Origin of the sequence: Streptomyces sp. ASQP_92 (genome assembly GCF_025399895.1) — a bacterium.
Lineage (GTDB): Bacteria > Actinomycetota > Actinomycetes > Streptomycetales > Streptomycetaceae > Streptomyces.
This window is the reverse complement of sequence record NZ_JAODUA010000014.1, coordinates 193,852-214,132: the sequence shown is the minus strand read 5'-3', so window position 1 is coordinate 214,132 and position 20,281 is coordinate 193,852. Positions and strand designations below refer to the sequence as shown.

Annotated in this window: 18 protein-coding genes; 7 read left to right on the top strand and 11 right to left on the bottom strand. The window is 72.6% G+C overall.

Annotation, left to right across the window (positions count from 1 at the left end; genetic code table 11):
- Positions 1 to 157 precede the first annotated feature (157 nt).
- Both N4G70_RS26580 and N4G70_RS26575 read left to right on the top strand, forming a co-directional pair.
- On the top strand, positions 158 to 1,150 hold the full coding sequence (locus tag N4G70_RS26580; protein WP_261715238.1) for a GlxA family transcriptional regulator: 993 nt from the start codon (positions 158 to 160) through the stop codon (positions 1,148 to 1,150).
- Between the two features lie 122 nt (positions 1,151 to 1,272).
- Complete coding sequence (locus N4G70_RS26575) at positions 1,273 to 1,911, top strand: isochorismatase family protein (RefSeq protein WP_261715237.1); 639 nt, start codon at positions 1,273 to 1,275, stop codon at positions 1,909 to 1,911.
- A 46-nt stretch (positions 1,912 to 1,957) separates the two neighbouring features.
- Here the strand turns inward: N4G70_RS26575 and N4G70_RS26570 are convergent, their stop codons facing one another.
- Together N4G70_RS26570 and N4G70_RS26565 are read right to left on the bottom strand one after the other, a co-directional pair.
- The gene (locus tag N4G70_RS26570; RefSeq protein WP_261715236.1) at positions 1,958 to 2,653 is read right to left on the bottom strand and encodes an alpha/beta fold hydrolase; all 696 of its coding nucleotides are present in this window, start codon (positions 2,651 to 2,653) and stop codon (positions 1,958 to 1,960) included.
- A gap of 157 nt (positions 2,654 to 2,810) precedes the next feature.
- Complete coding sequence (locus N4G70_RS26565) at positions 2,811 to 4,058, bottom strand: MFS transporter (protein WP_261715235.1); 1,248 nt, start codon at positions 4,056 to 4,058, stop codon at positions 2,811 to 2,813.
- Positions 4,059 to 4,294: 236 nt separating this feature from the next.
- Here N4G70_RS26565 and N4G70_RS26560 point away from each other — a divergent pair, with 236 nt between their 5' ends.
- The 5 genes from N4G70_RS26560 to N4G70_RS26540 all read left to right on the top strand — a co-directional run bounded on the left by N4G70_RS26560 (position 4,295) and on the right by N4G70_RS26540 (position 9,615).
- Positions 4,295 to 5,317: a LacI family DNA-binding transcriptional regulator gene (locus N4G70_RS26560; protein ID WP_261715234.1), complete on the top strand. Its 1,023-nt coding sequence runs from the start codon at positions 4,295 to 4,297 to the stop codon at positions 5,315 to 5,317.
- A 54-nt stretch (positions 5,318 to 5,371) separates the two neighbouring features.
- Positions 5,372 to 5,671 (top strand): hypothetical protein, encoded by a 300-nt coding sequence (locus N4G70_RS26555; RefSeq protein WP_261715233.1) that lies wholly within the window; start codon positions 5,372 to 5,374, stop codon positions 5,669 to 5,671.
- 143 nt (positions 5,672 to 5,814) lie between these two features.
- Positions 5,815 to 6,999: a thiolase family protein gene (locus N4G70_RS26550; protein WP_261715232.1), complete on the top strand. Its 1,185-nt coding sequence runs from the start codon at positions 5,815 to 5,817 to the stop codon at positions 6,997 to 6,999.
- Between the two features lie 170 nt (positions 7,000 to 7,169).
- Positions 7,170 to 8,606 carry an aldehyde dehydrogenase family protein gene (locus tag N4G70_RS26545; RefSeq protein WP_261715231.1) on the top strand — a complete coding sequence of 479 codons (1,437 nt, stop codon included), beginning with the start codon at positions 7,170 to 7,172 and terminating at the stop codon, positions 8,604 to 8,606.
- A gap of 85 nt (positions 8,607 to 8,691) precedes the next feature.
- Positions 8,692 to 9,615 carry an AEC family transporter gene (locus tag N4G70_RS26540; protein ID WP_261715230.1) on the top strand — a complete coding sequence of 308 codons (924 nt, stop codon included), beginning with the start codon at positions 8,692 to 8,694 and terminating at the stop codon, positions 9,613 to 9,615.
- Between the two features lie 13 nt (positions 9,616 to 9,628).
- Here the strand turns inward: N4G70_RS26540 and N4G70_RS26535 are convergent, their stop codons facing one another.
- From N4G70_RS26535 to trxA, 9 genes are all read right to left on the bottom strand, one after another.
- Positions 9,629 to 10,564, bottom strand: coding sequence for an endo alpha-1,4 polygalactosaminidase (locus N4G70_RS26535; protein ID WP_261715229.1), 936 nt, complete (start codon positions 10,562 to 10,564; stop codon positions 9,629 to 9,631).
- Positions 10,561 to 11,220 (bottom strand): spherulation-specific family 4 protein, encoded by a 660-nt coding sequence (locus tag N4G70_RS26530; RefSeq protein ID WP_261715255.1) that lies wholly within the window; start codon positions 11,218 to 11,220, stop codon positions 10,561 to 10,563. Before N4G70_RS26530 ends, N4G70_RS26535 begins: the two co-directional genes overlap by 4 nt.
- Complete coding sequence (locus tag N4G70_RS26525) at positions 11,217 to 12,125, bottom strand: NAD(P)-dependent oxidoreductase (protein WP_261715228.1); 909 nt, start codon at positions 12,123 to 12,125, stop codon at positions 11,217 to 11,219. The genes N4G70_RS26530 and N4G70_RS26525 overlap by 4 nt, the downstream gene beginning before the upstream one ends.
- Before the next feature lie 7 nt (positions 12,126 to 12,132).
- The gene (locus N4G70_RS26520; protein ID WP_261715227.1) at positions 12,133 to 12,846 is read right to left on the bottom strand and encodes a sugar phosphate nucleotidyltransferase; all 714 of its coding nucleotides are present in this window, start codon (positions 12,844 to 12,846) and stop codon (positions 12,133 to 12,135) included.
- 30 nt (positions 12,847 to 12,876) lie between these two features.
- On the bottom strand, positions 12,877 to 13,878 hold the full coding sequence (locus tag N4G70_RS26515) for an SDR family NAD(P)-dependent oxidoreductase (RefSeq protein WP_261715226.1): 1,002 nt from the start codon (positions 13,876 to 13,878) through the stop codon (positions 12,877 to 12,879).
- A 103-nt stretch (positions 13,879 to 13,981) separates the two neighbouring features.
- The gene (locus tag N4G70_RS26510; RefSeq protein ID WP_261715225.1) at positions 13,982 to 15,358 is read right to left on the bottom strand and encodes a hypothetical protein; all 1,377 of its coding nucleotides are present in this window, start codon (positions 15,356 to 15,358) and stop codon (positions 13,982 to 13,984) included.
- Between the two features lie 8 nt (positions 15,359 to 15,366).
- Complete coding sequence (gene pelF, locus N4G70_RS26505; protein ID WP_261715224.1) at positions 15,367 to 16,917, bottom strand: GT4 family glycosyltransferase PelF; 1,551 nt, start codon at positions 16,915 to 16,917, stop codon at positions 15,367 to 15,369.
- Between the two features lie 100 nt (positions 16,918 to 17,017).
- On the bottom strand, positions 17,018 to 19,129 hold the full coding sequence (locus N4G70_RS26500) for a hypothetical protein (protein WP_261715254.1): 2,112 nt from the start codon (positions 19,127 to 19,129) through the stop codon (positions 17,018 to 17,020).
- Positions 19,130 to 19,841: 712 nt separating this feature from the next.
- Entirely contained in the window at positions 19,842 to 20,234 is a 393-nt protein-coding gene (gene trxA, locus N4G70_RS26495) for a thioredoxin (protein WP_261715223.1), read from the bottom strand.
- Positions 20,235 to 20,281: the final 47 nt, after the last annotated feature.

The window sequence follows — 20,281 nt, the reverse complement described above, 5'->3', positions numbered from 1 at the left end:
CGCCGTACGCACCGAACGCGCCGTCCGGGCCGTCCGTCGCGGCGACCGAACGCGGTGTCCGAACGGGTCCGGCCTCGGCCGGGCCGTCGGACGCCGTGTCCGGATGTGACAGGGAATCGTCATTGCGGCCGTCGGGCCGGGCGGTGAGGATGAGGGCATGCCCCCTTCGCACCGGGTCGTCATCGCGGTCTTCCCCGATGTCGACCTCCTCGACGTCACCGGACCCGCCGAGGTCTTCGCCCTCGCCAACCGGCAGACCCGGGGCGGCGCCCGGTACGAGGTCCGCCTTGCCGGGCCCGCCGCGGGCGAGGTGCGGACCTCGGCGGGGGTGCGGCTCCTCGCCGACCTGTCCTTCGACGAGGTCGGTCCCCGGGTCGACACCCTGCTCGTGCCCGGCGCGGTCGACCTCACCGAGGCGGGGCCCGTCGCCCGCGTCGACCAGTCCGTGGTGGCCTGGGTGCGAGCGACCGCGCCGCACGCCCGGCGGGTGGCGTCGGTGTGCGTCGGCGCCCATGTCCTCGCCGCGGCCGGCCTCCTCGACGGAAGGACGGCGACCACCCACTGGTCGACCGCCGCCCAGCTGGCCGCCGACCACCCCGCCGTCACGGTCGACCCGGACCCGATCTTCGTACGCACCGACCGGGGCCGACTGTGGACAGGGGCCGGGATCAGCGCCTGTCTGGACCTCGCCCTCGCGCTGGTCGCCGAGGACCGGGGCGAGGACGTGGCGCTCGCGGTGGCCCGGCAGTTGGTGATGTACCTACGGCGTCAGGGCGGCCAGAGCCAGTTCTCGGTGCCGCTCAGCCGGCCCGCGACCTCCCGGCGCGACATCGACGAACTGCGCCTGTGGATCGCCGACCACCTCGACGCGGACCTGTCGGCGGGGGCCCTGGCGGCGCGCATGTGCCTGAGCGAACGGCACTTCGCCCGCGTCTTCAAGAAGGAGACCGGCGCGAGCCCCGCGGCGTACGTCGAGGCCGCCCGGGTCGAGGCGGCGCGGCGACTCCTGGAGACCACCGACGTCCCGCTCGACGAGGTCGCGCGCGAGTCGGGGCTCGGCTCCGTCGAAACCCTGCACCGGGCCCTCAGACGAACGCTCGCCACCACCCCGGCCGCCTACCGCCGCCGCTTCCGCGCCAAGGCCGCCTGACCCCAGCCCCTGCCCCACCGCTCCCAGCGCTCCGCGAACGCGAGCCCTCGGGCTTCGCCCTGCCCGAAACCACGACCTCACTCCCGAGACATGCCCTCCAACTCCCTTGTGAAAGGCACCCGATGAGCACCAGCGGCACCTCCGCCCCCACCCCCTCCGCGACCCTGCGCGATGTGGTCGGCCTGGACAACGAGCCACCCAAGCTCAGTGACTCCGTACTGATCCTGGTCGACTACCAGAACACCTACCGCACCGGTGTGATGGCCCTGGAAGGAGCCGAAGAGGCCCTCGCCGCCGGGGCGCGCCTGCTGGAGCGGGCCCGCGAGACGGGCACTCCGGTCGTGCACATCATCAACGACGGGGGAGAGGGCGGCCCTTACGACATCCGCGCCCATATCGGCGCCATCAGCAACGAGGTCGCCCCGAAGCAGGGGGAGCCGGTCGTGGTCAAGCAGTTCCCCAACGCCTTCCACCTCACGGATCTGGAGAAGACCCTGACCGGACTCGGCGCGGCCGCGGGCAGCGGCAAGGACCTGGTCATCGCGGGCTTCATGACCCATATGTGCGTCAACTACACGGCGCAGGGCGCCTTCAACCTCGGCTACCGGCCGACCGTCGTCGCCGAGACCACCGCGACCCGGGCCCTCACCGCTCCCGACGGCACGGTCCTGCCCGCGGCCGCCCTCCGGGCCGCCGCGCTCACCACGATCAGTGACCTGTTCGCTGTCGTCGTGCCCACGGTCGACGCCCTGCCGGTGTGAGCCGGGCCGCCGGGCGGCGCGGCGCGTGCCGGGCCGCCCGGCGCTCTCATATCCAGCCTTCCAGCGAGGCCATGAACCCCTCGAAGTCGTCGCGGTGGATGGTGTGCCCAGCGCCCTTGACCGTACGGACCTCGAAGCCGCGCGCCTCCAGCCGGGCGGCCTCGGTCGCGTCGTACAGGAAGCTCCCGTCGGCGAACTGGACGAGCGAGGGGACGACGGCCTTCGCGGGGACCATGTCGGCGCCGAACATCGGGGCGAGGCCGAGCGCGGTGTTCTCGTCCCAGAGCCTCAGCGTCGCCAGCTCGATGTCGACGTCCTCGGCCTCCCAGCGCGGATTGAACCCCGCGACCATCTCCCGGCTCGCCGACTTGAGCTGGACGAAGACCTCCGGACCGACCACCTCCTGCTCGGAGTTGACGTTCCACGCCGGGTCCGAGTAGATCGCGCGGGCCGGTCGCAGCCGCTCGACGGCGAGGGAAAGGGCGAGGCCGCCGAGGGAGTGGCCGATCGCCAACTCGGCGTCGGCGGGCAGGGTTTCGACCAGGTCGTCGACGAACAGCTCGGTGCTGTACTCGCCGCGTCCGCTCGCGCCGTGGCCGCGCAGGTCCACCGCGATGACGCGGTAGCCCCGCTCGGCAAGGGCCGGGCCCACCTTCCGCCAGGTGCGGTGGTCGGCCATGATCCCGTGGATCAGGAGGGCGACTCGGTCGCCCTCTCCCCAGGTGTGGGTGTGCAGTCGCACGGTGTTGCCTTTCGGTACGGGTGCTGCTTGTTCGGGTGTGGGTGTACGGGCCGGGGCGGGCGGTGCGGTCAGGCGCGCGCCCACCCCGGAACCGTACGGGCACGGACCCGGGCCGGCGCTCGCGTCAGGTGGGCGCCGGCCCGGGCCCGTACGTCTGTCAGCGCACGGACCTGATCGGGCGCACCGCGAGCGCGCCCAGGACCGAGAGCGCCGCCCCGGCCAGGAAGAGCGCGGTGTAGCCGCCGCTGACCGAGACGATCAACGAGGCCGCGAACGGGGCGACGATCTGGGGCCCGGCGTTGGCGATGTTCAGGACGCCCATGTCGCGGGCGGCGTCCTCGGCCTTCGGCAGGACCAGGGTGACGAGCGCGGTGTCGACCGCCATGTAGCAGCCGAAGCCGAGGCCGTTGACGACCGAGAACACGATCATCGCCGACCAGCTCGCCGAGACGGCCGGAATGACCAGGGCCGCCGCGGAAAGCGCGGCCGACGCCCCGACGAAGAGCTTGCGGCGGTCGTGGCGGTCGGAGAGCCAGCCGCCGAGGACCGTCGAGACCACCATCGCGAGCGCGTTGACCGGCATCAGGATCGCCACCGCGCGCTCCGGCGCCAGGCCCGCGGGCAGCCGGGTGTGGTCCTGGAGGATGTAGAGCTGATATCCGGCCACCGCGAAGTAGCCGAGCACGAGCAGCGCCCGGCCGATGAACGCCCAGCGGAAGTCGTGGTCGCGCAGCGCGCCGGTGAACGCGGAGAGCTGCCGGGCGAGGGGCAACGGCGCCTTGGGCGGCCGCCGCTCCTCCCGGGTGGCCGCGGTGAAGATCACCGCGGCGGCCGCGACGAGCGCGCCGAAGACGAGATAGCCGGTGCGGTACCGGTCCGAGAAGGCGGCCCCGAGCAGCGCGCCGACCGTGGACCCGAACGGCAGCCCCAGCCCGACCGCGGCCGAAGCCCTGCCGCGCGCGGCCGGGGGCACCCGGTCGGGCACGACCGAGGTCAGGGCCGCCTGGTAGACGTTGAGGACGGCCTGGCCCAGGCACCACACGATGGTGATGAGCAGGATCGTATGGACCGTGCCCAGCAGGAACATCACGGGCAGCGCGAGCAGACCGCCGCCGAGTATCCAGGGGTTGCGGCGCCCCGAGCGGTCGGAGAGCGCGCCGGCCACCGGGTTGAACACGGTCGCGAAGATCGCCGACACACCCGAGACGAGGCCGAAGTCGGCGACCTTGTGCGCCGCGTCGATGTGCTCGATCTGGAGCGCGAGCAGCACGCCGGGCACCCCGATGTAGAGGGCGTACATCGCGGTGTTGCCGAGCAGCAGCAGCGGAAGCAGTCCGCGTGCGGGCCGGGGAGTCGGGGCGGTGACGGTCAGGGGAAGCCCGGTGCCGGGGGAGGAAAGGGCCACGCTGCCCTCCGGGGAGTGGGAAGAGGCGGACGAGGGGCACGAGCGGGTGGCGCGGGACCGGGACCTGTACGGAACACGGGTTCCGGGGTCCCGAGACCTCCTGGTGGCACCGGTGACCGACGCGTTGGCCCTCATGGTGACACGTGTCTGATTACTCGTGTAAGCACGGTGTAGCATCGAATTCCGGCCATCCGCTAGACCGGGGCCGGGACGGGTCTGGAAAGATGCCGATCGCGATGAGCCAGACACCCAAGCAGCCTGCCGACCGTCCCGTCCCGACCAGTGCCGATGTGGCCCGTCTTGCCGGAGTCTCCCGGGCGACCGTCAGCTACGTGCTCAACAACACCTCGGCCGTGCGCATCAGCGAGCCGACCCGGGTCCGGGTCCGCGCCGCCGCCGAGGAGCTCGGCTATGTGCCGCACGCCGCGGCCCGCAGTCTGCGCGCCGGGCACACCCGCATCGTGCTGCTGCCCACGGCCCACATCCCGGTGGGCCCGCTCTACAGCCGCTTCTTCAACGAGCTCCAGTGGGAGCTGCGCCGGCTCGACTACACGGTGGTCCAGTACGGCAGCCTCGGGCTCGGCGCGGACGAGGCGGCCCGCGCCTGGGCGGAGCTGCGGCCCGTCGCGGTGGTCTCGCTCGGCGAGATCGAACTCACCGAGCAGGGCGTCCGGTTGCTCAAGCGCTCCGGGGCGCGGGCGGTGATAACGCTGGGCCCCCAGCGCGTCGAGGGCGCCCACGCGCTCGTGATGGACCAGCGCGAGATCGGCGAGAGCGCCGTCGGACACCTGCGGGAGCGGGGCCGCCGCCGCATCGGCGTGCTGATGCCCGCCGAGCCGGGCCTCGAACTCTTCTCCCGCCCCCGCCTCGCCGGTGCCCGCAGGGCCGTGCGCGGCAGCGAGGCGGTCGTCGAGCCCGTCGCGATGGCGTACACGGAGGAGTCCGCGACCCAACTGGCCGGTCGCTGGTGCGCGTTGGGCCTGGACGCGGTGTTCGCCTACAACGACGAGTACGCGATGCTCCTGATGCGCGCCCTTCAGGACGCTGACATCGATGTCCCCCGCGAGACCGCCGTGATCGGCGCCGACGACCTCCTGCTCGGCCGACTGCTGCGCCCCCGCCTGAGCACCGTCCACGTGGAGATGGTGACCGGCCGGCACCTGGCCGAACTCGTGGACCGCGTGGTACGGGACCCGGACGGCACCCCCGAGCGCCACGATCTGATGGGCGCCCGGGCGCTGCCCCGCGAATCGAGCTGAGCCGGGTCACCGGGACGGCGTGCGATCGGGCCCGGGGGTGTCTAGCGTCGAAGCATGAGCAACCAACCGCACCACGCGAGCAGGCACCCCCGGCGCTTCGAGATCCTGCTGGTTCCCGAACACGTCGAATCCCGGGGCGAGGCGTCGGTCGCCGACAGCGCCGTACGGTCCGCCGTCGTCGAGGCGACCGGCGAGATGGGCGTCTCGGGCTACCCCCGCTACGCCGGGCACGGCATCGAGGCCGAGATCGACTCGGCGGGGCGCGCGGTCGAGGCGCTGCTCGTCGACGGATCCGAACTCGACATCGGCCTGACCGCGGTGGTCAGGGACGTACCGACCCGGCCGGGGGTGTGATCGCGTTCTGACCGGGGCCCGTTGACAGCGGACGGCGGCGGGCAGAGACTCGGGCGGCAGCCATTCATGAACATCACTTCACTGGGCGAACACGCCGCCGTGGTGGCCTCCGAAGCGGTGAAGAGATTTACGGGAGAGACCCGATGAGCATCCGCGACGTGTACATCGTCGACGCCGTCCGCACCCCCATCGGCAAGTTCGGGGGCGCCCTCGCCGGGGTGCGGCCCGACGACCTCGCCGCGCACGTCGTCAAATCGCTGGTGGACCGCACCCCGGAGCTCGACCCGGCGCGCATCGACGACGTGTACTTCGGGGACGCCAACGGCGCGGGCGAGGACAACCGCGACGTGGCCCGGATGGCCGTGCTGCTCGCCGGGCTTCCCGTCTCGGTGCCCGGCGTCACCGTCAACCGCCTCTGTGGATCGGGGCTCGAAGCCGTCATCCAGGCGGCCCGCGCCGTCGCCCTCGGGGACGCCTCGATCGCCGTCGCGGGCGGTGTCGAGTCGATGTCCCGCGCACCGTGGGTCCTCCAGAAGCCCGAACGTGCCTTCCCCGCCGGGCACCAGCAGATGTACTCCACCACCCTCGGCTGGCGCATGACCAACCCGAAGATGCCCGTCCAGTGGACGGTCGCGCTCGGCGAGGGCGCCGAACTCATCGCGGAGCGGCACGGCATCACCCGCGAACAGCAGGACGCCTTCGCCCTCGACAGCCACCGCAAGGCCGCCGAGGCCTGGGCCAAGGGCCTGTACGACGGCGAGGTCGTCCCCTACGCCGGCGTCGACCTGGCCCGTGACGAGTGCATCCGGGAGTCCTCCACCCTGGAGGCGCTCGGCCGCCTCAAGCCGGTCTTCCGCGCGGACGGCTCGGTGACGGCGGGCAACGCCTCCCCCCTCAACGACGGCGCGGCCGCCCTGCTCCTGGTCGACGAGGAGGGGCTCGCCGCCACCGGTCGCGAGCCCCTCGCCCGCATCCGCAGCTCCGCCGTGACCGGCATCGAGCCCCACCTCTTCGGGCTCGGCCCCGTCGAGGCGGTCCGCAAGGCGCTCGCCAAGGCGGGCAAGGGCTTCGGTGACCTCACCACCTTCGAGCTGAACGAGGCCTTCGCCGCCCAGTCGCTGGGCTGCCTGGCGGGCTGGCCCGAACTCGACCCCGCCGTGGTCAACCCGCGCGGCGGCGCCATCGCCATCGGCCATCCGCTCGGCGCCTCCGGGGCCCGGCTCGCCGGAGCCGTCGCCCACCAGCTGGCCGCGGCCGGATCCGGCACCGGTCTCGCCGCCCTCTGTATCGGCGTGGGCCAGGGTCTCGCGCTCGTACTGGAACGCTGACCGCCGAGCGGCCGCACGGAGTCGGCGCCGGTAGCACCCCGAGGTTTCGTTGAGCGGTGAAGCATCTTACGATGGCGCCGCGCACGGGCGCCCGGGGTCGACGGATGCCGTCAACTGCCGTGCCCCGCGCGGGAGTTCCCGTCGGACGCGAGAGTGACTGGAGAGTCCTCATGACCCTGCTCGACCCCAAGACGTGGCAGCCCGCACCGCTCGCCGGGGGTGAGTACGAGGTCGTCGAGCCCGCCACGGGAGAGTCCCTCGGGGCCGTGACCCTGGCTTCGGGCGCCGATGTCGACGCGGCCTCGGCGTCCGCCGTCGCGGCTCAGGCCGCCTGGGCACGTACCCCGCACGTCGAACGCGCGGCGATCCTGCGCCGGGCCGGCGACCTCTTCGGCCACCACGGCGACGAGCTGCGGGAGTGGCTCATACGCGAGTCCGGGTCGGTGGCCGGCAAGGCCGACTTCGAGCTCCACGTCGCCGCCCAGGAGTGCTACGAGGCGGCCGCACTCGCCTCCCGGCCGCTCGGCGAGGTGCTGCCGAGCGAACAGCCCCGGCTCTCCTACACGCGCCGGGTCCCGGTCGGCGTGACCGCGGTGATCGCCCCGTTCAACGCCCCGCTCATCCTGTCCATCCGCTCGGTGGCCCCCGCGCTGGCACTCGGCAACGCGGTCCTGCTCAAGCCCGATCCGCGCACCGCCGTCTGCGGCGGGCTCGCACTCGCGGCCGTGTTCGCCGAGGCCGGGCTGCCCGAGGGCCTTCTGCACATCCTGCCCGGCGGCGCCGAGACCGGGCAGGCCCTGGTCGCCGACCCCCGGATCCCCGTCATCTCCTTCACTGGCTCCACCGCAGCGGGCCGCCTGGTCGGCGAGGCGGCCGGACGCCAACTCAAGCGCGCCCACCTGGAGTTGGGCGGGAACTCGGCGCTCGTCGTCCTCGCCGACGCGGACATCGAGGGCGCGATCGCCCAAGCCACCTGGGGCTCCTTCTTCCACCAGGGCCAGATCTGCATGACCACCGGCCGCCACCTCGTCCACGCCTCCCTCTACGAGGAGTACGTCGAGCGGCTCGCCGCCAGGGCCGACGCGCTGGCCGTCGGCGACCCCTACCGCGAGCAGGTCCACCTCGGTCCCATCATCGACCGGCCCCAACTCGCCAAGATCCAGGGCCTGGTGGACTCCAGCACCGCGCGCGGTGCCCGGCTCGCCGCCGGCGGCACCCACCGCGAGCTGTTCTACCGGCCCACCGTCCTCGCCGACGTCGACGACCACACCCCCGCCTACGCCGAAGAGGTCTTCGGGCCGGTCGCGCCGGTCCGCTCGTTCGCCACCCTGGACGAGGCAGCGGCCCTGGCCACCGCGGGACCCTACGGCCTGTCGCTCGGCATCGTCACCCGCGACACCGCGCTCGGCCTGGAACTCGCGGACCGCATCCCGACCGGGATCGCCCACATCAACGACCAGACGGTCAACGACGAGGCGGTCGCGCCCTTCGGCGGGATCGCGGCCTCGGGCACCGGCGCCCGGTTCGGCGGCTCGGCCAACCTGGAGGCCTTCACCGAACTGCGCTGGACCACCGTGCGGCGCGAACCGGCGGGCCACCCGTTCTGAACCGCCCGGCGGGCGGCCGTGCGCGACCCCGGTAGTGCGCGACCCCGGCCGGGGCCGGACGGGACCGCTCGGGCATCCTTGGCCGGTGCACTCGGTTCTCTCCGGCTTCCTTCCCATCTGGATCATCACCGCGTTCGGCTGGGTCGCGGGACGGTTCAACCTGCTCGGCGACCAGGCCCAACAGGTCCTCGGCCGTTTCGCCTTCACCTTCGCGATGCCCTCGCTGCTGTTCCTCACCATGGCGAAGTCGCGGCCCGGAGAACTCGCACAGACCGGCGTCGCGGTCTTCGCCCTGAGCCTGCTCGCCGTGTTCGGCGCGGGGCTCCTGGTGAGCAGGCGGTGGTTTCGGCGCAAGAGGGCCGAGCAGGCGATCGGCGCGATGGCCGCGTCCTATGTGAACTCCGCCAACCTGGGCATCCCCGTCGCCCTGCACGTCCTGCACGACACGTCGTTCATCGTGGCCGCGGCCTTGTTCCAGATGCTGTTCATCACGCCGCTGATCCTGGTCCTCATCGAACTCGACGTACGCCGCGACGCGGACCGGCGCCTGCTCCGGATGCTGCAACTCCCCTTGCGCAACCCGGTGGTCGGGGCCTCGGCCGCCGGGGTGGCGGTCGCCGCGCTCGGTCTTCGGCTGCCCACCGAGGTGACGACGCCGCTCGCCATCCTCGGCGGCGGCGCCGTCCCCGCCGCCCTGTTCGCCCTCGGCATGTCGCTCACCGCACGCACCGCCGCCGACCCCGGGGCGCGGGCCGAGCGGGCCGTCCTGGTCACCCTGAAAACGGCCGTCCAGCCGCTGCTCGCCTACGGGTTGGGGAGGTGGGCCTTCGGGCTCGGCCGCCCCGAACTGTTCGCGGTGGTGCTCTGCGCGGCGCTGCCCACCGCGCAGAACGCCTTCATCTTCGCCTCCGAATACCGGCTCGACACCGCGCTGCCCCGCGACGCCGTCCTGCTCTCGACCCTCCTGTCGATGGTGTCCCTCTGTCTGATCGCGGTGCTCCTCGGCTGAGCCCCGGGGCCGTTCAGCAGGGCTGACGCCAGACGTCCAGCTTCAGGTTCTTGCGCATCGAGGAGAGCCCGAGCCGGTTGGACTCGGCACAGAAGTCCTCGGCGGGCAGCTCGTACTCGACGTGGAACACCGCCTTGTCCGCCCGCACGAACGGAGAGAGCTGAGCGCACTCGTCGTACTGAGCGCACTGCTCGTTGACCGCGAAGTCGAAGGCGGGCACCAGGTCGGGGATCTGCTGGAGATCGTTCTTGAGCCCCACCGCGAGGCCCCGCGCATGGGCGATCGAGGAGAGCATGCGGTTGTACGCCAACTGGTCCGCGGCCTTGAGCGGAAAGCCCGTCTTGTTGAGGTAGCCGTCCATGAGATCCGGCTCGACCGCGTCGAAGCCCTTCTGCCGGCACATGTCGAAGCGGCGCTCCATCAGGGGCCGCAGCACGTCCATGCGCCGGATGTCGAGCCAGCGCTCACCCTCCCAGCCGTTGTTCTCGCCCCGCACATCGCTGGGGAAGGCCTCCTTGTCGGGCCGGAAGTTCTCCCAGGCGCCCGCGTTGATGTAGCAGATCGCCTTGCGCCCCTTGGCGTGCAGCTTGGCGACGTCGGCCGCGGTGTTCTCGAAGCCGTCGATGTCGTACACCGGTACATCGGGCCCTTCCTGCACCCGGCCGTTGAGCTGCCACTGCCAGGCGGTGCCCGGCTTGGGCTGCCAGATCCGCGCCGGGGCCGAACCGCTCGGCGCGGGCGCCGGGGACGACGAGGCGGACGGGGGAGTGGGCTTGCCGCCCGGGGTGGGAGCGGTGGAGGGGGTGGGCGCGGTCGTTGTCGGGCGGGGCTGGTCCGGGCCGTCCGCGTCGTCGTCCGAGGAGTCCGACGAGCAGGCGGTGGCGAGCAGGAGCAGCGTGACGGCCGTGCACAGCAGGGCCGCCGGGCGGCGGGACGGGATGCGGTTCATGGTGTCTTTCCGGGAAGCGCGGGCGGCAGCGCCGCCCACGGATTGGGCAGCTCGCGCTCGACCACACAGCACACGCCCGCGCCCCGCTCACCGGTCGTCCGCCGCGCGAGCGCGAGGAGCGCCTCCGGCACGCCGTACACCAAGTGGCACAGGCGCTCCGGTGGTTGACGGTCGGCCCAGCCCGGCCGGGTGAAGGCGGAGACATAGGTCGTCCAGTGTCCCTCGAAGGTGACGACCAGATCCGCCAGACGCAGATATCCGGGTGCGGGATGCACCCCCGGGTTCAGGACCAGGGTCGTCGCGCCGCCGCGCCGGACGGCCCGGGAGACCTGCCGTACGAACGGCAGGCCCGTGCGGTCGGCGGGTGCCCGGTCCAGGAAGTACCCGTCGGTCCCGTACCAGTCGCGATGGCACTCGATGTCCCGCACCACGGCGGACGGGGGGCGCGCGCCGTAGTCCAGGTCGACATAGCCGAGCACCCGGACGCCGGCCGAGCGCAACGCCCCGACCGGCTCCACGAACGCCCCGTCCGGGGCGGCGCCCGGGCCGTCGGCCACGTTCAGCACCACCCCGTAGAGGTCCTCCACCTCGGTGAGCCGCCGCCAGGCGACCGGGTCCTCGGCGGGGTGGACATAGAGCGGAACCAGCAGCATCAGTGCACCGGTTCCCGGTCCGGCTCGGCGCGCACGGCCGCCCACAGCGCGGCCACCGAATCGGCGAGGCCGTGCGTGGGCGACCAGTCCAGGGCGGTGTGCGCCGCGGCCGGGTCGGAACACTGCCAGGGCACGTCCGCCGAGCGCGCCGAACCCTCGGCGTTCTCCTCGATACGGCCCCCGAACCCGGCTGCGCGCGCCAGCTCGTGCGCCAACTCCCTTACGGGGACGGCCTGTCCACGGGAGATGTTGAGCACCGGCGGCAACGGGCCGCCGCTGGTCGCCGCCAGGACCGCGGCATGGGCGACATCGCGGGCGTCCACGAAGTCGCGGTGTGCGGAGAGGTCGCCGAGCCGTACCGAGGACCGGGGTCCCAGGTCGCGCAGCCGGCGCGCCAGCCGGCCCGGCAGCCCGGCGGCGGGCGCGCCCGGACCGACCGGGTTGGTGATCCGCAGCACCACCGCGTCCAGGCCCGAGGACGTCACGGCCAAGGTGCCCGCCAGTTTCGTGGCGCCGTACAGGGTGGTGGGGCGGGTCGGGGCGTCCTCGGTGACGCGCTCACCGATGCGGCTCGGCCCGTACTCGGCCGCCGAGCCGAAGTGGACGAGCCGGGCGCTCGGGGCCGCCTCGCGCAGGGCCGCGCACAGCACGGCGGGCCCCCGCACATTGGCCTCGGCCAGCGCCACGGCCCCCGGGCCCACGGCGCCCGCGCAGTTGATGACGGCGTCCGGCGCGAACGCGAAGAGCCGCTCGGCGAGCGGGCCGGGGGTGGTGGTGGACAGATCCACGGCGAGGTCGGACGTCGGGCCCCGGCCCGCGCCGAAGAACCGCACGCCGGGCAGGGCGCGCAGCTCCCGGGCGACATGGCCGCCCAGGTAGCCGCTGTGTCCCAGGACGAGGATGCGCATGGGACGGTCAGGCCCCCTTCAGCAGGAGGGAACGGTGCGTGGTGAACTCGGCGTTCGCCCGGTCGTAGTCGTCCGGGCGGCCTATGTCCAGCCAGTACCCCTCGAACGGGTAGGCGTGCGGCGGGGTTTGGGCCTTGAGCAGATCAAGGACCAGCTCGTCGAAGCCGAACGGAAGCCCGGCGGTGTACCCGGCCAGGGTGTCGAGCGACAGGCCGTACACCCCCATCGAGACCCGGTAGTCCATGCTCGGCTTCTCGGTGAAGGCCACCACCTCGGAGTCGACGGTGGTCAGCACCCCGAAGTCGATCTGCACCTTGCGGGCGTAGGTGGCGATCGTCAGCGGCGCGCCGCTGGCGCGGTGCCGGGTGAGGACGTCCGCGTAGTCGAGGTCGGTGAGGATGTCCCCGTTCATGACCAGGAAGGACTCGGGCAGTCTGTCGCGCATGGTCAGGAGTGGGCCGATGGTGCCCAGGGGGCTCTCCTCGGTGCTGTAGTCGACCTTCAGGCCCCAGCGTTCACCATCCCCCACATAGGCGCGGATGATGTGGCCCAGATGGCCGATGGCGATGGTGCAGCCGGTGAACCCGGCGGCCGCGAGCTGGCGCAGCACGATCTCCAGGATCGCGTGCTGGTCACCGATCGGAACGAGCGGCTTGGGCAGCGCCGTGGTGTACGGCCGCAGCCGGACGCCTTTGCCACCGGCCATGATCACTGCGTGCATGGGAGCCTCCCTCGGAGTGGGACTGGCAGGTCAGATGTTGTAGATGCCGGTCTTGTAGCGGGCGAGATTGCCGGGGTCCAGGAAGAACTCCGCGGTCCGTTCCAGGCCGGTCTCCAGGCCGAACCCGGGCTGCCAGCCGGTGGCTTCGGTGAGCCGGCTCGCGTCCGCCACCAGGCGCATCACCTCGGAGTTGGCCGGTCTGATGCGCTGCTCGTCCTCCTGGACGTCGAGTTCGGCGCCCATCACCTTGCCGATGAGCCGCACCAGGTCGCCGACCGAGATCTCGGTCCCGGTACCGGCGTTGAAGGTGCGTCCCACCACCCGCTCGGCGGGGGCGGTGCCCACGGCGAGGAAGGCCTGCGCGGTGTCGGCGGCGAACGTGAAGTCCCGGGTGGGACGCAGATCGCCGAGCGTGATGGTGCGCGCGCCCGCCGCGACCTGCCCGATGACGGTGGGGATCACGGCCCGCATCGACTGGCGGGGCCCGTAGGTGTTGAACGGCCGCAGCGTCACCACGGGAGTCGCGAAGCTCGCGAAGTAGCTGTCCGCGAGCCGGTCCCCGCCGGCCTTCGAAGCGGCGTACGGGGACTGGGTGTTGATCGGGTGGTCCTCGGTGATGGGCACGGTCCGCGCGGTGCCGTACGTCTCGCTGGTGGAGGTGTGCACCAGGCGCGGGATCTCCAGCGCGCGGACCGCCTCCAGGACGTTGAGCGTGCCCGTGACGTTGGTGTCCACGTAACTGTGCGGGGCCTGGTAGGAGTACGGGATCGCGATCAGGGCCGCCAAGTGGTAGACGGCTTCGGCCCCTTCGAGCAGACCGCGCACCGAGCCCGGGTCGCGGACGTCGCCCAGGACGATCTCCACCTGGTCCAGGACGTCGGCGGACAGGGTCTCCAGCCAGCCGTAGGACGAGAAGGAGTTGTACTGGGCCATCGCGCGGACCCGGTGCCCGGTGGCGACGAGGGCCTCGGTGAGATGGGAGCCGATGAAGCCTTCGGCTCCGGTGACGGCGACAAGCGGTGCGGAGGTCAACTGCCGCTCCTCTCAAGGTGGTTGGACACGTGTGGTGATCATTCGGGTGCGGTGTGTGAGGCCCGGTGGCCCGGCTGGTGCCGGGTGGGGGCGGTGACGCGGCTCAGGTGTGCGCGGTCGGCCGCCCGAGCAGGCGCAGGGTGGTGCCCGTCAGGGCCAGGGCGGCGAGCGAACAACAGAGCAGCTCGGGCAGGGGGCCGGGCGGTGGCGCGACCAGGTCCGCCGAGGCGACCCCGGCGGCTGCCGCCAGGGTGACGGCGGCGGGCACCCAGGCGATGCCGAAGGCCTGGAGCAGCAGCGCCGTCCACAGCAGCGCGGCCAGCGCGAGCAGGGGGGCCGGTTCGGCGCCGGTGAACAGCGCCGCGGGAAACAGCACGGAGAGATAGACGAGGAGGCAGCCACCCAGGACGGCCGCCGATCGACGGCGGAACGCGGCCGGAGTGGCCGTCGCCCGCAGCGCCGCGACCGAGAGCCCCCGATAGCGGTAGAGCAGCCATTCGGCGGGCCCCATGCTGAGCGTCAGCCCGATCACCGCGAGCGGGTGGCGCTGTCCGGCGAAGGCCACCAGCACCCCCGCGCCGAGCCCGAAGAGGCCGTAGGGGAGCGAGGCCATCAGCCGGGGCGTCACCGGCGCGCTCGCCGCCGGCTGCCGCATCGTCTCGCGCAGGCAATAGACCACGGCCACGACCACCAGGACCAGCGTGAACACGCTGACCCCCACCCGCGCCACCACCCCCGGCTCCCGGAACGGCAGGGCCGCCGCCCCCACCATCAGCGGGATGAGCGCGGCGAGCAGCAGCCGCTCGCGCGCCAGGACCAGCAGGATCCCGGCCGCCGCGAGATAGCAGGACTGGCCCGCCACGAAGAACGCGGCACGGCTCGGGCCCGCGATCGCGAGCCCCGTGACGAAGGCGAGCAGCGCGCCGAGCGGGGCGCCCACCCTCAGGGTGCGGGCCGCCTCGGGCCGTCCCGAGGCCATCCGCAGATAGGCCCGGTGGCCAAGACCCTGACCCCACGCCCACGAGATGAGGCCCGCGACGACCAGGGCGAGCACCGCACGGTCGCTCAGCCACAGCCGGGCGGTCAGCGGATAGGCGAGCCCCGGCAGCGCGAACAGGGCGCCGCGCAGACCGCAGCGGACCGGATCGGCCGCCCAGGGATCGGCCGCCGGTGGCGGCTCAGGGAAGCTGCGCGGCACGCGCCCGTACAGGTCCTCGGCGAGCGCGAACAGATCGCGGTGGCCGTACTCGTCGGCGATCCGCTCGGCCGTCAGGCCCTCGGACTCCAGGACCGCCGCGACCTCATAGGCATGGACCGCGGGCCCTATGTGGTCGGCGAGTTCGGCGGCGAGCCGGTCCACCGCCGCGTCCTTGCCCGGCCGGTTCCGCCGCTGTCCCGGCAGGCGCAGCGTCATCGTGGACTCGGTGGCGAGCCGGAGCGTCAGCGTGTCGTCGCGGCCGTCGGACGGCTCCAGACGCATGGGCCCGCTCACCCCGCCACCCGGCTCAGCTCATCGGCCGGTACCCCGGCGGGCACCAGACGCAGCGACATCGTGACGTCCTCGCCGTCGGCGACGCGCCGCACCGGTACGAGCCCGCCGCGTACGGAGAGTTCGAGGTAGATGGCCCGGAAGGTGTCGACGGTCTGGCGCAGCGTGAACTGCTCGACGACCCGCAGCCGTGCCGCTTCCCCCATCGCGGCCCGGCGCACCGGATCGCCCAGGAGTTCCAGAGCGGCCGCGGCCATCGCGGCCGGATCGCGCGGCGGCACCACGAGACCGGCCTCGCCGACCGCCTCGCGCACCCCTCCCACGTCGGTGGAGACGGTGGCCCGGCCGCAGCTCATCGCCTCGATGAGCGTGAAGGGGAAGCCCTCGCTGATGCTGGACAGCATGACCACGTTGCCCGCGGCGTAGGCGTCCCTGATGTCCTCGACGCGGCCCTCGAAGGTGACCGCGTCGCCCTGGTCGAGCGAGGCGGCCAGCGCCTCGCACCGCTCCCGGTACGCCTCGCCGCCCCGGGGCGTGCCCCCGAACAGACGCAGCGTGGCTCCCGGAAGCTCGCTCCGCACCTTGGCGAAGGCGCGGATGAGCGTCTCCAGATCCTTGATCGGGTCGACTCGCCCGGCCCAGCTCAGCGTCGGCGCCGACGGCTCGGGCCCCGCCGGCGGGAACGCCGCCGGATCGACCCCGTTGTACACCGTGCGTATGAGCCCGGGATCGGCCCCGCCCTGCTCCTCCCAGAGCCGGTTGTACTGGTTGCCCGGCGTGATCAGCGCGGCCCGCCGGTAGGTCTCCTCGGCGAGCAGCCGGAAGAACCCCAGAAGGACCGCCTTGACCGGCCACCGGTACGGGGCGGTCCGGTAGCCGAGATAGCGCTCGCGCAGATAGACCCCGTGCTCGGTCAACAGCAGCGGTACGCCGTGGAGTTCGGCCGCCGCGAGCCCCGGCAGGACGGCCACCCCGCCGCTCACCGCGTGCGACACGCCCTGGCTTGGCGGGGTCGCGGCGAGCGGCCGCAGCGCGTGTTCCAGCAGGCCGGTCGCGGTGACCGCGTCGTGCAGGGTCGGCCGGGCCTCGCGCACCGCGAGCCCCGGCCGGTTCCACACCTCGGTCAGGACCCGTATCGCCCGGTCGCCGCGGAGCGCGGGGCTGAGCTGTCCGTCCCGGGCGGCCCGTGCCATCTCGTACAGGGCGGGCCCGAAGGCGCTCTCGGCCGACGGGTCGAGCAGGGCGGTCAGAAAGCGTTCGTAGGCGGCCATGAGGCGCCGTTCGTGTCGGCCTCGCGGGGCCGAGCCCCCGGGCGCGGGGCCCCACATGGGGACCGAGACGGCCTCGGATGCGTGCGGCGGAAGGTCCCACACGGTGGGCTCGCGACCGGTGCCGGTCACCGCGATGATGTCGAAGTCGATGTCGGGCATTCCGGTGACGAGCTGGTCGCACCAGACGCTCACCCCGCCGTGGCTGTGCGGGTAGGTGCCCTCGGTGAGCAGGGTGACCCGCGCCGCGCCGGAGCGCGGCGCGCGGTGTCGTACGTGCATGCATGCGCTCCGCGGCTGATGAGAGCGGTGGGTGGTGAACACGCCCCGGCGGTCCGTCGCCGCGTTGGCGGCGGACCTCGGGAGCCGGTGTGGCCCGGTGTCAGCGCCGTTCGGCGCCGTACGGGACCGGTCGGGTGACGCCGGCGGGAACCGGTGTGCGCGGTGCGGTCGGCGCCGTCGCGCGCTCGGCGGACGACGCGGAGCGGGACTGTGGCGCGAGCGCTCTGGCGGGAGAGGGCGCCAGCGTCAAAGCCACGGCGGCCTGCCCGGACTGTGGTGACACCCAGCCGGACACGCTGCCCGCGTAGGCCTGGCCGAAGGCGGTGGAGCCGGTGCCCAGGACCTGACGGGTGCCGTTGGGCATCGTCGCGGTGACGGCCACGCCGGCGGGGGCCTGCACGGTCACGCTGTCGCCGATCCGGTACGCGGTGACCTGGCCCGCCTTCACGGCGGCGCTCCAGGCGTCCCGGTCGCGCAGTTCGGCGCCGATGTCCTTCATCCGCGGGTTGATCAGCGGAGCGCTGGGCGCGTACAGCGTCCGGTACTGGTCGAGCACCCCGTCGAGCACGGGATAGCCGATGTGGTCCTCGGCCAGGTTGGACTGGTGGATGAAGTGCGGCCTGGGGTCGTTGCCCAGCACATGGCCGAGGGCGACCCGGGTTTCCAGGGGCACGATGTGGCCCGTGTACCCGGTGGCGGCGTCGAGCGGCCCGGGCAGACAGGTGGTGTTCGGCAGGTCGTCGCAGAGCCCGCTGCCGCCCTGGGTGCGGCTGGTGTAGATCCAGTTGTACTCGTCGACCTGTTCGGCGACGTGGCCCGCGTTGTAGAAGATGTTGATCGGGTAGCGGGCCACGGTGAGGGCGCCGCCCACCGGGCGCTGCTGGGGGTCGCGCGACATGTCGGCGCCGAGCCAGCCGATGTTGTTGGCGGTGAGCGCGGGCGCCAAGTACGGGTTGTCCTGCGGCTGTTGGGGCAGGAGCCGCATCCCGGAGTGCTCTCCGGTGATCAACTCGTCGGAGGAGACGGGAAGCCCGACGCCCTTGGCCCACTGGTCGTTGGCGGATATCTCCCTGGATATCTCGGTCTGGCTCACATACTTGGTGGAGCCGTCCGGGTTGGTCGCGCACTTCCACGGGACGACCGTGACGTTCTGCTCGCAGCCGAGGTAGGCGTGGTCGTAGGTGTGGTTGACCCAGCGGAAGTCGTTCCTGGTCGCGGTGAGGGCGTCGGCGAGCTGGTCGGCCCCGCCGTGGTTCTCGCGGTACTCGACGCTGCCGCCGCCGTTGTAGGCGAGGTCTAGCGTGAAGCCGCGGGCCTTCTCCCAGGCCACGGCGCCGGCCACGTCGGCCGGGGTCATCCGGATCGAGTCCTGGACGCCCTGCCCGGGCGGGCAGTCGACGTCGCCGGGCGTGCAGTTGAGGGTGGCGTCCCAGCGGTCGTCGCCGGCGAACACGTCGTCCACGTGGACCGCGAAGTAGTTGCGCGAGGCGCCGAGCCGCACGTTCTGCGTCATCCAGTCGACGATGCCCCGGGCCAGCAGCTTGAACTGCTCCTGGTGGCGGTTGTACGCGAAGGTGACGACGAGCTCCCGGCGCCCGTCGTGGCGGTACTCGCCGACGAGGGTGCCGTTGCCCGTCCTGCCGGGGAGCGGTGCCTCGACGTAGCTGGTGAAGTCGGCGCCCGCGGCCGGCTGGGAAAGGAAGGCGTAACTCTCGCTGACAGCCGGTGAGTTGTCCTCGAACGGCACGCTCCCGTTGAGGTAGCCGAACGGGCCGGTGCCGCGGCCCGCGGCGGTGACCTGCGCCTTGAGGCCGTCCACCGGGCCGCTGTAGCCGCTGGTGGCGGCCGGCTGAAGACCCACCTGTGGACGCGCGTAGGTGTAGGCGTCGACCTGGGGGATCGCATACGTCTTCTCGTACGCGGCGAGCGCGGCCATCTCGGCGGAGCCCGCCGGGAAGGGGTTGTCGTTGGGCAGGACCACCGCCTGGAACTTGGCCCGGGGGACTCCGTTCACGGTGTCGGCCAGGAACGCCTGGTCGATCACCGGGCGGCCGGATTTCGTCAGGTCGACCTCGGTGTACGGGGTGCCTTCGCCGTCGAGTTCCGCGGTGATGGCGTCGGTGGCGGGGCCGCCGTCGGAGACGACGAGGACCTTGAGGTCGATGCGGGGCGCGGGCGCCGCCGAGTACGCCGGCGCCGCCGGTAAGCCCATGGCCAGCAGCACAGTCCCCACGGCCAGGCCGGGGACGTGTCTGCTGCGATGTGTGTTCCGCTTCACGCGGTGAAGTCCCCTCCCCTGGAGGTCCGTTCGGCTCCCCTGCCTGTACGGACCCCACCCCCGGCGCAACCGTCCGCGCCCCGATGAGGAGGCCCCGGCGTTCCGCTCTGTCGCGTCACATAGTGCGGCCCTTCAAGGAGTTTTCGAGTGGCTTATGTGAAACATGACGAAAAAATGCGGCCGTTGTGATGGGGCGCGGGCCGGGGCATGAACCGGTATCCGTGCTTCCGGTCGATCGCGTCGAGACGCGCGGAGCCCCGGAAAACGGAGCGATCCGGCGCCGCAACCGCTTGCCGCCCAGGGGGCGCACGCGGGCGCATACCGCCAATGGTCCAGACAACCAGGTGGCATGGGCCGTATCCGATTTTCGGCCAGGCGAGCGAAACACCCACTCGAATCCGGCCCGGGGATGTTCGGTATCGGACACACGAAACCGGCCGACCTTGGGGAACGGGCCGACCGGTGTACGGGAGCCGCCGGTACGCGGGCGGCTGCCGTGCCGGCGGGCGTCGGCCGGGGCGGGAGGGGCGCGGTTGACCCGCACGATCGGGGTGAACCACCACTCCGCCCCGGACGGCGAACGGCCCCCGGCCCAAGAGGGCGGGGGCCGTACGTGAGCGATGCGATCACGCTGTGGCGCGCGGGTTCACTCCGGCTGCCGGGGCTGCTCCCGCGCCTCGCTCCGGGCCGCCTCGACCGACTTGCGGACCTCGTCCATGTCCAGGCCGCGGGCCTGGCCGATGACATCCTCCAGGGCCGCCTCGGGCAGCGCGCCGGGCTGGGCGAAGACCGCCACGTTGTCACGGACGATCATCAGGGTCGGGATCGACCGGATGTCGAAGGCCTGCGCCAGCTCCTGCTGGGCCTCCGTGTCCACCTTGGCGAAGACGAGGTCGTCGTGGCGCTCGGACGCGGCCTCGTACACCGGGGCGAACTGACGGCACGGGCCGCACCAGGCCGCCCAGAAGTCGATCAGCACGAATCCGTTGTCGGACACGACCGAGTCGAAGTTCTCTTTGGTCAGCTCGACAGTCGCCATCACACCTACCTCTTCCCGGCCCCAGGGGTGGGGACCGCCTCGCACAA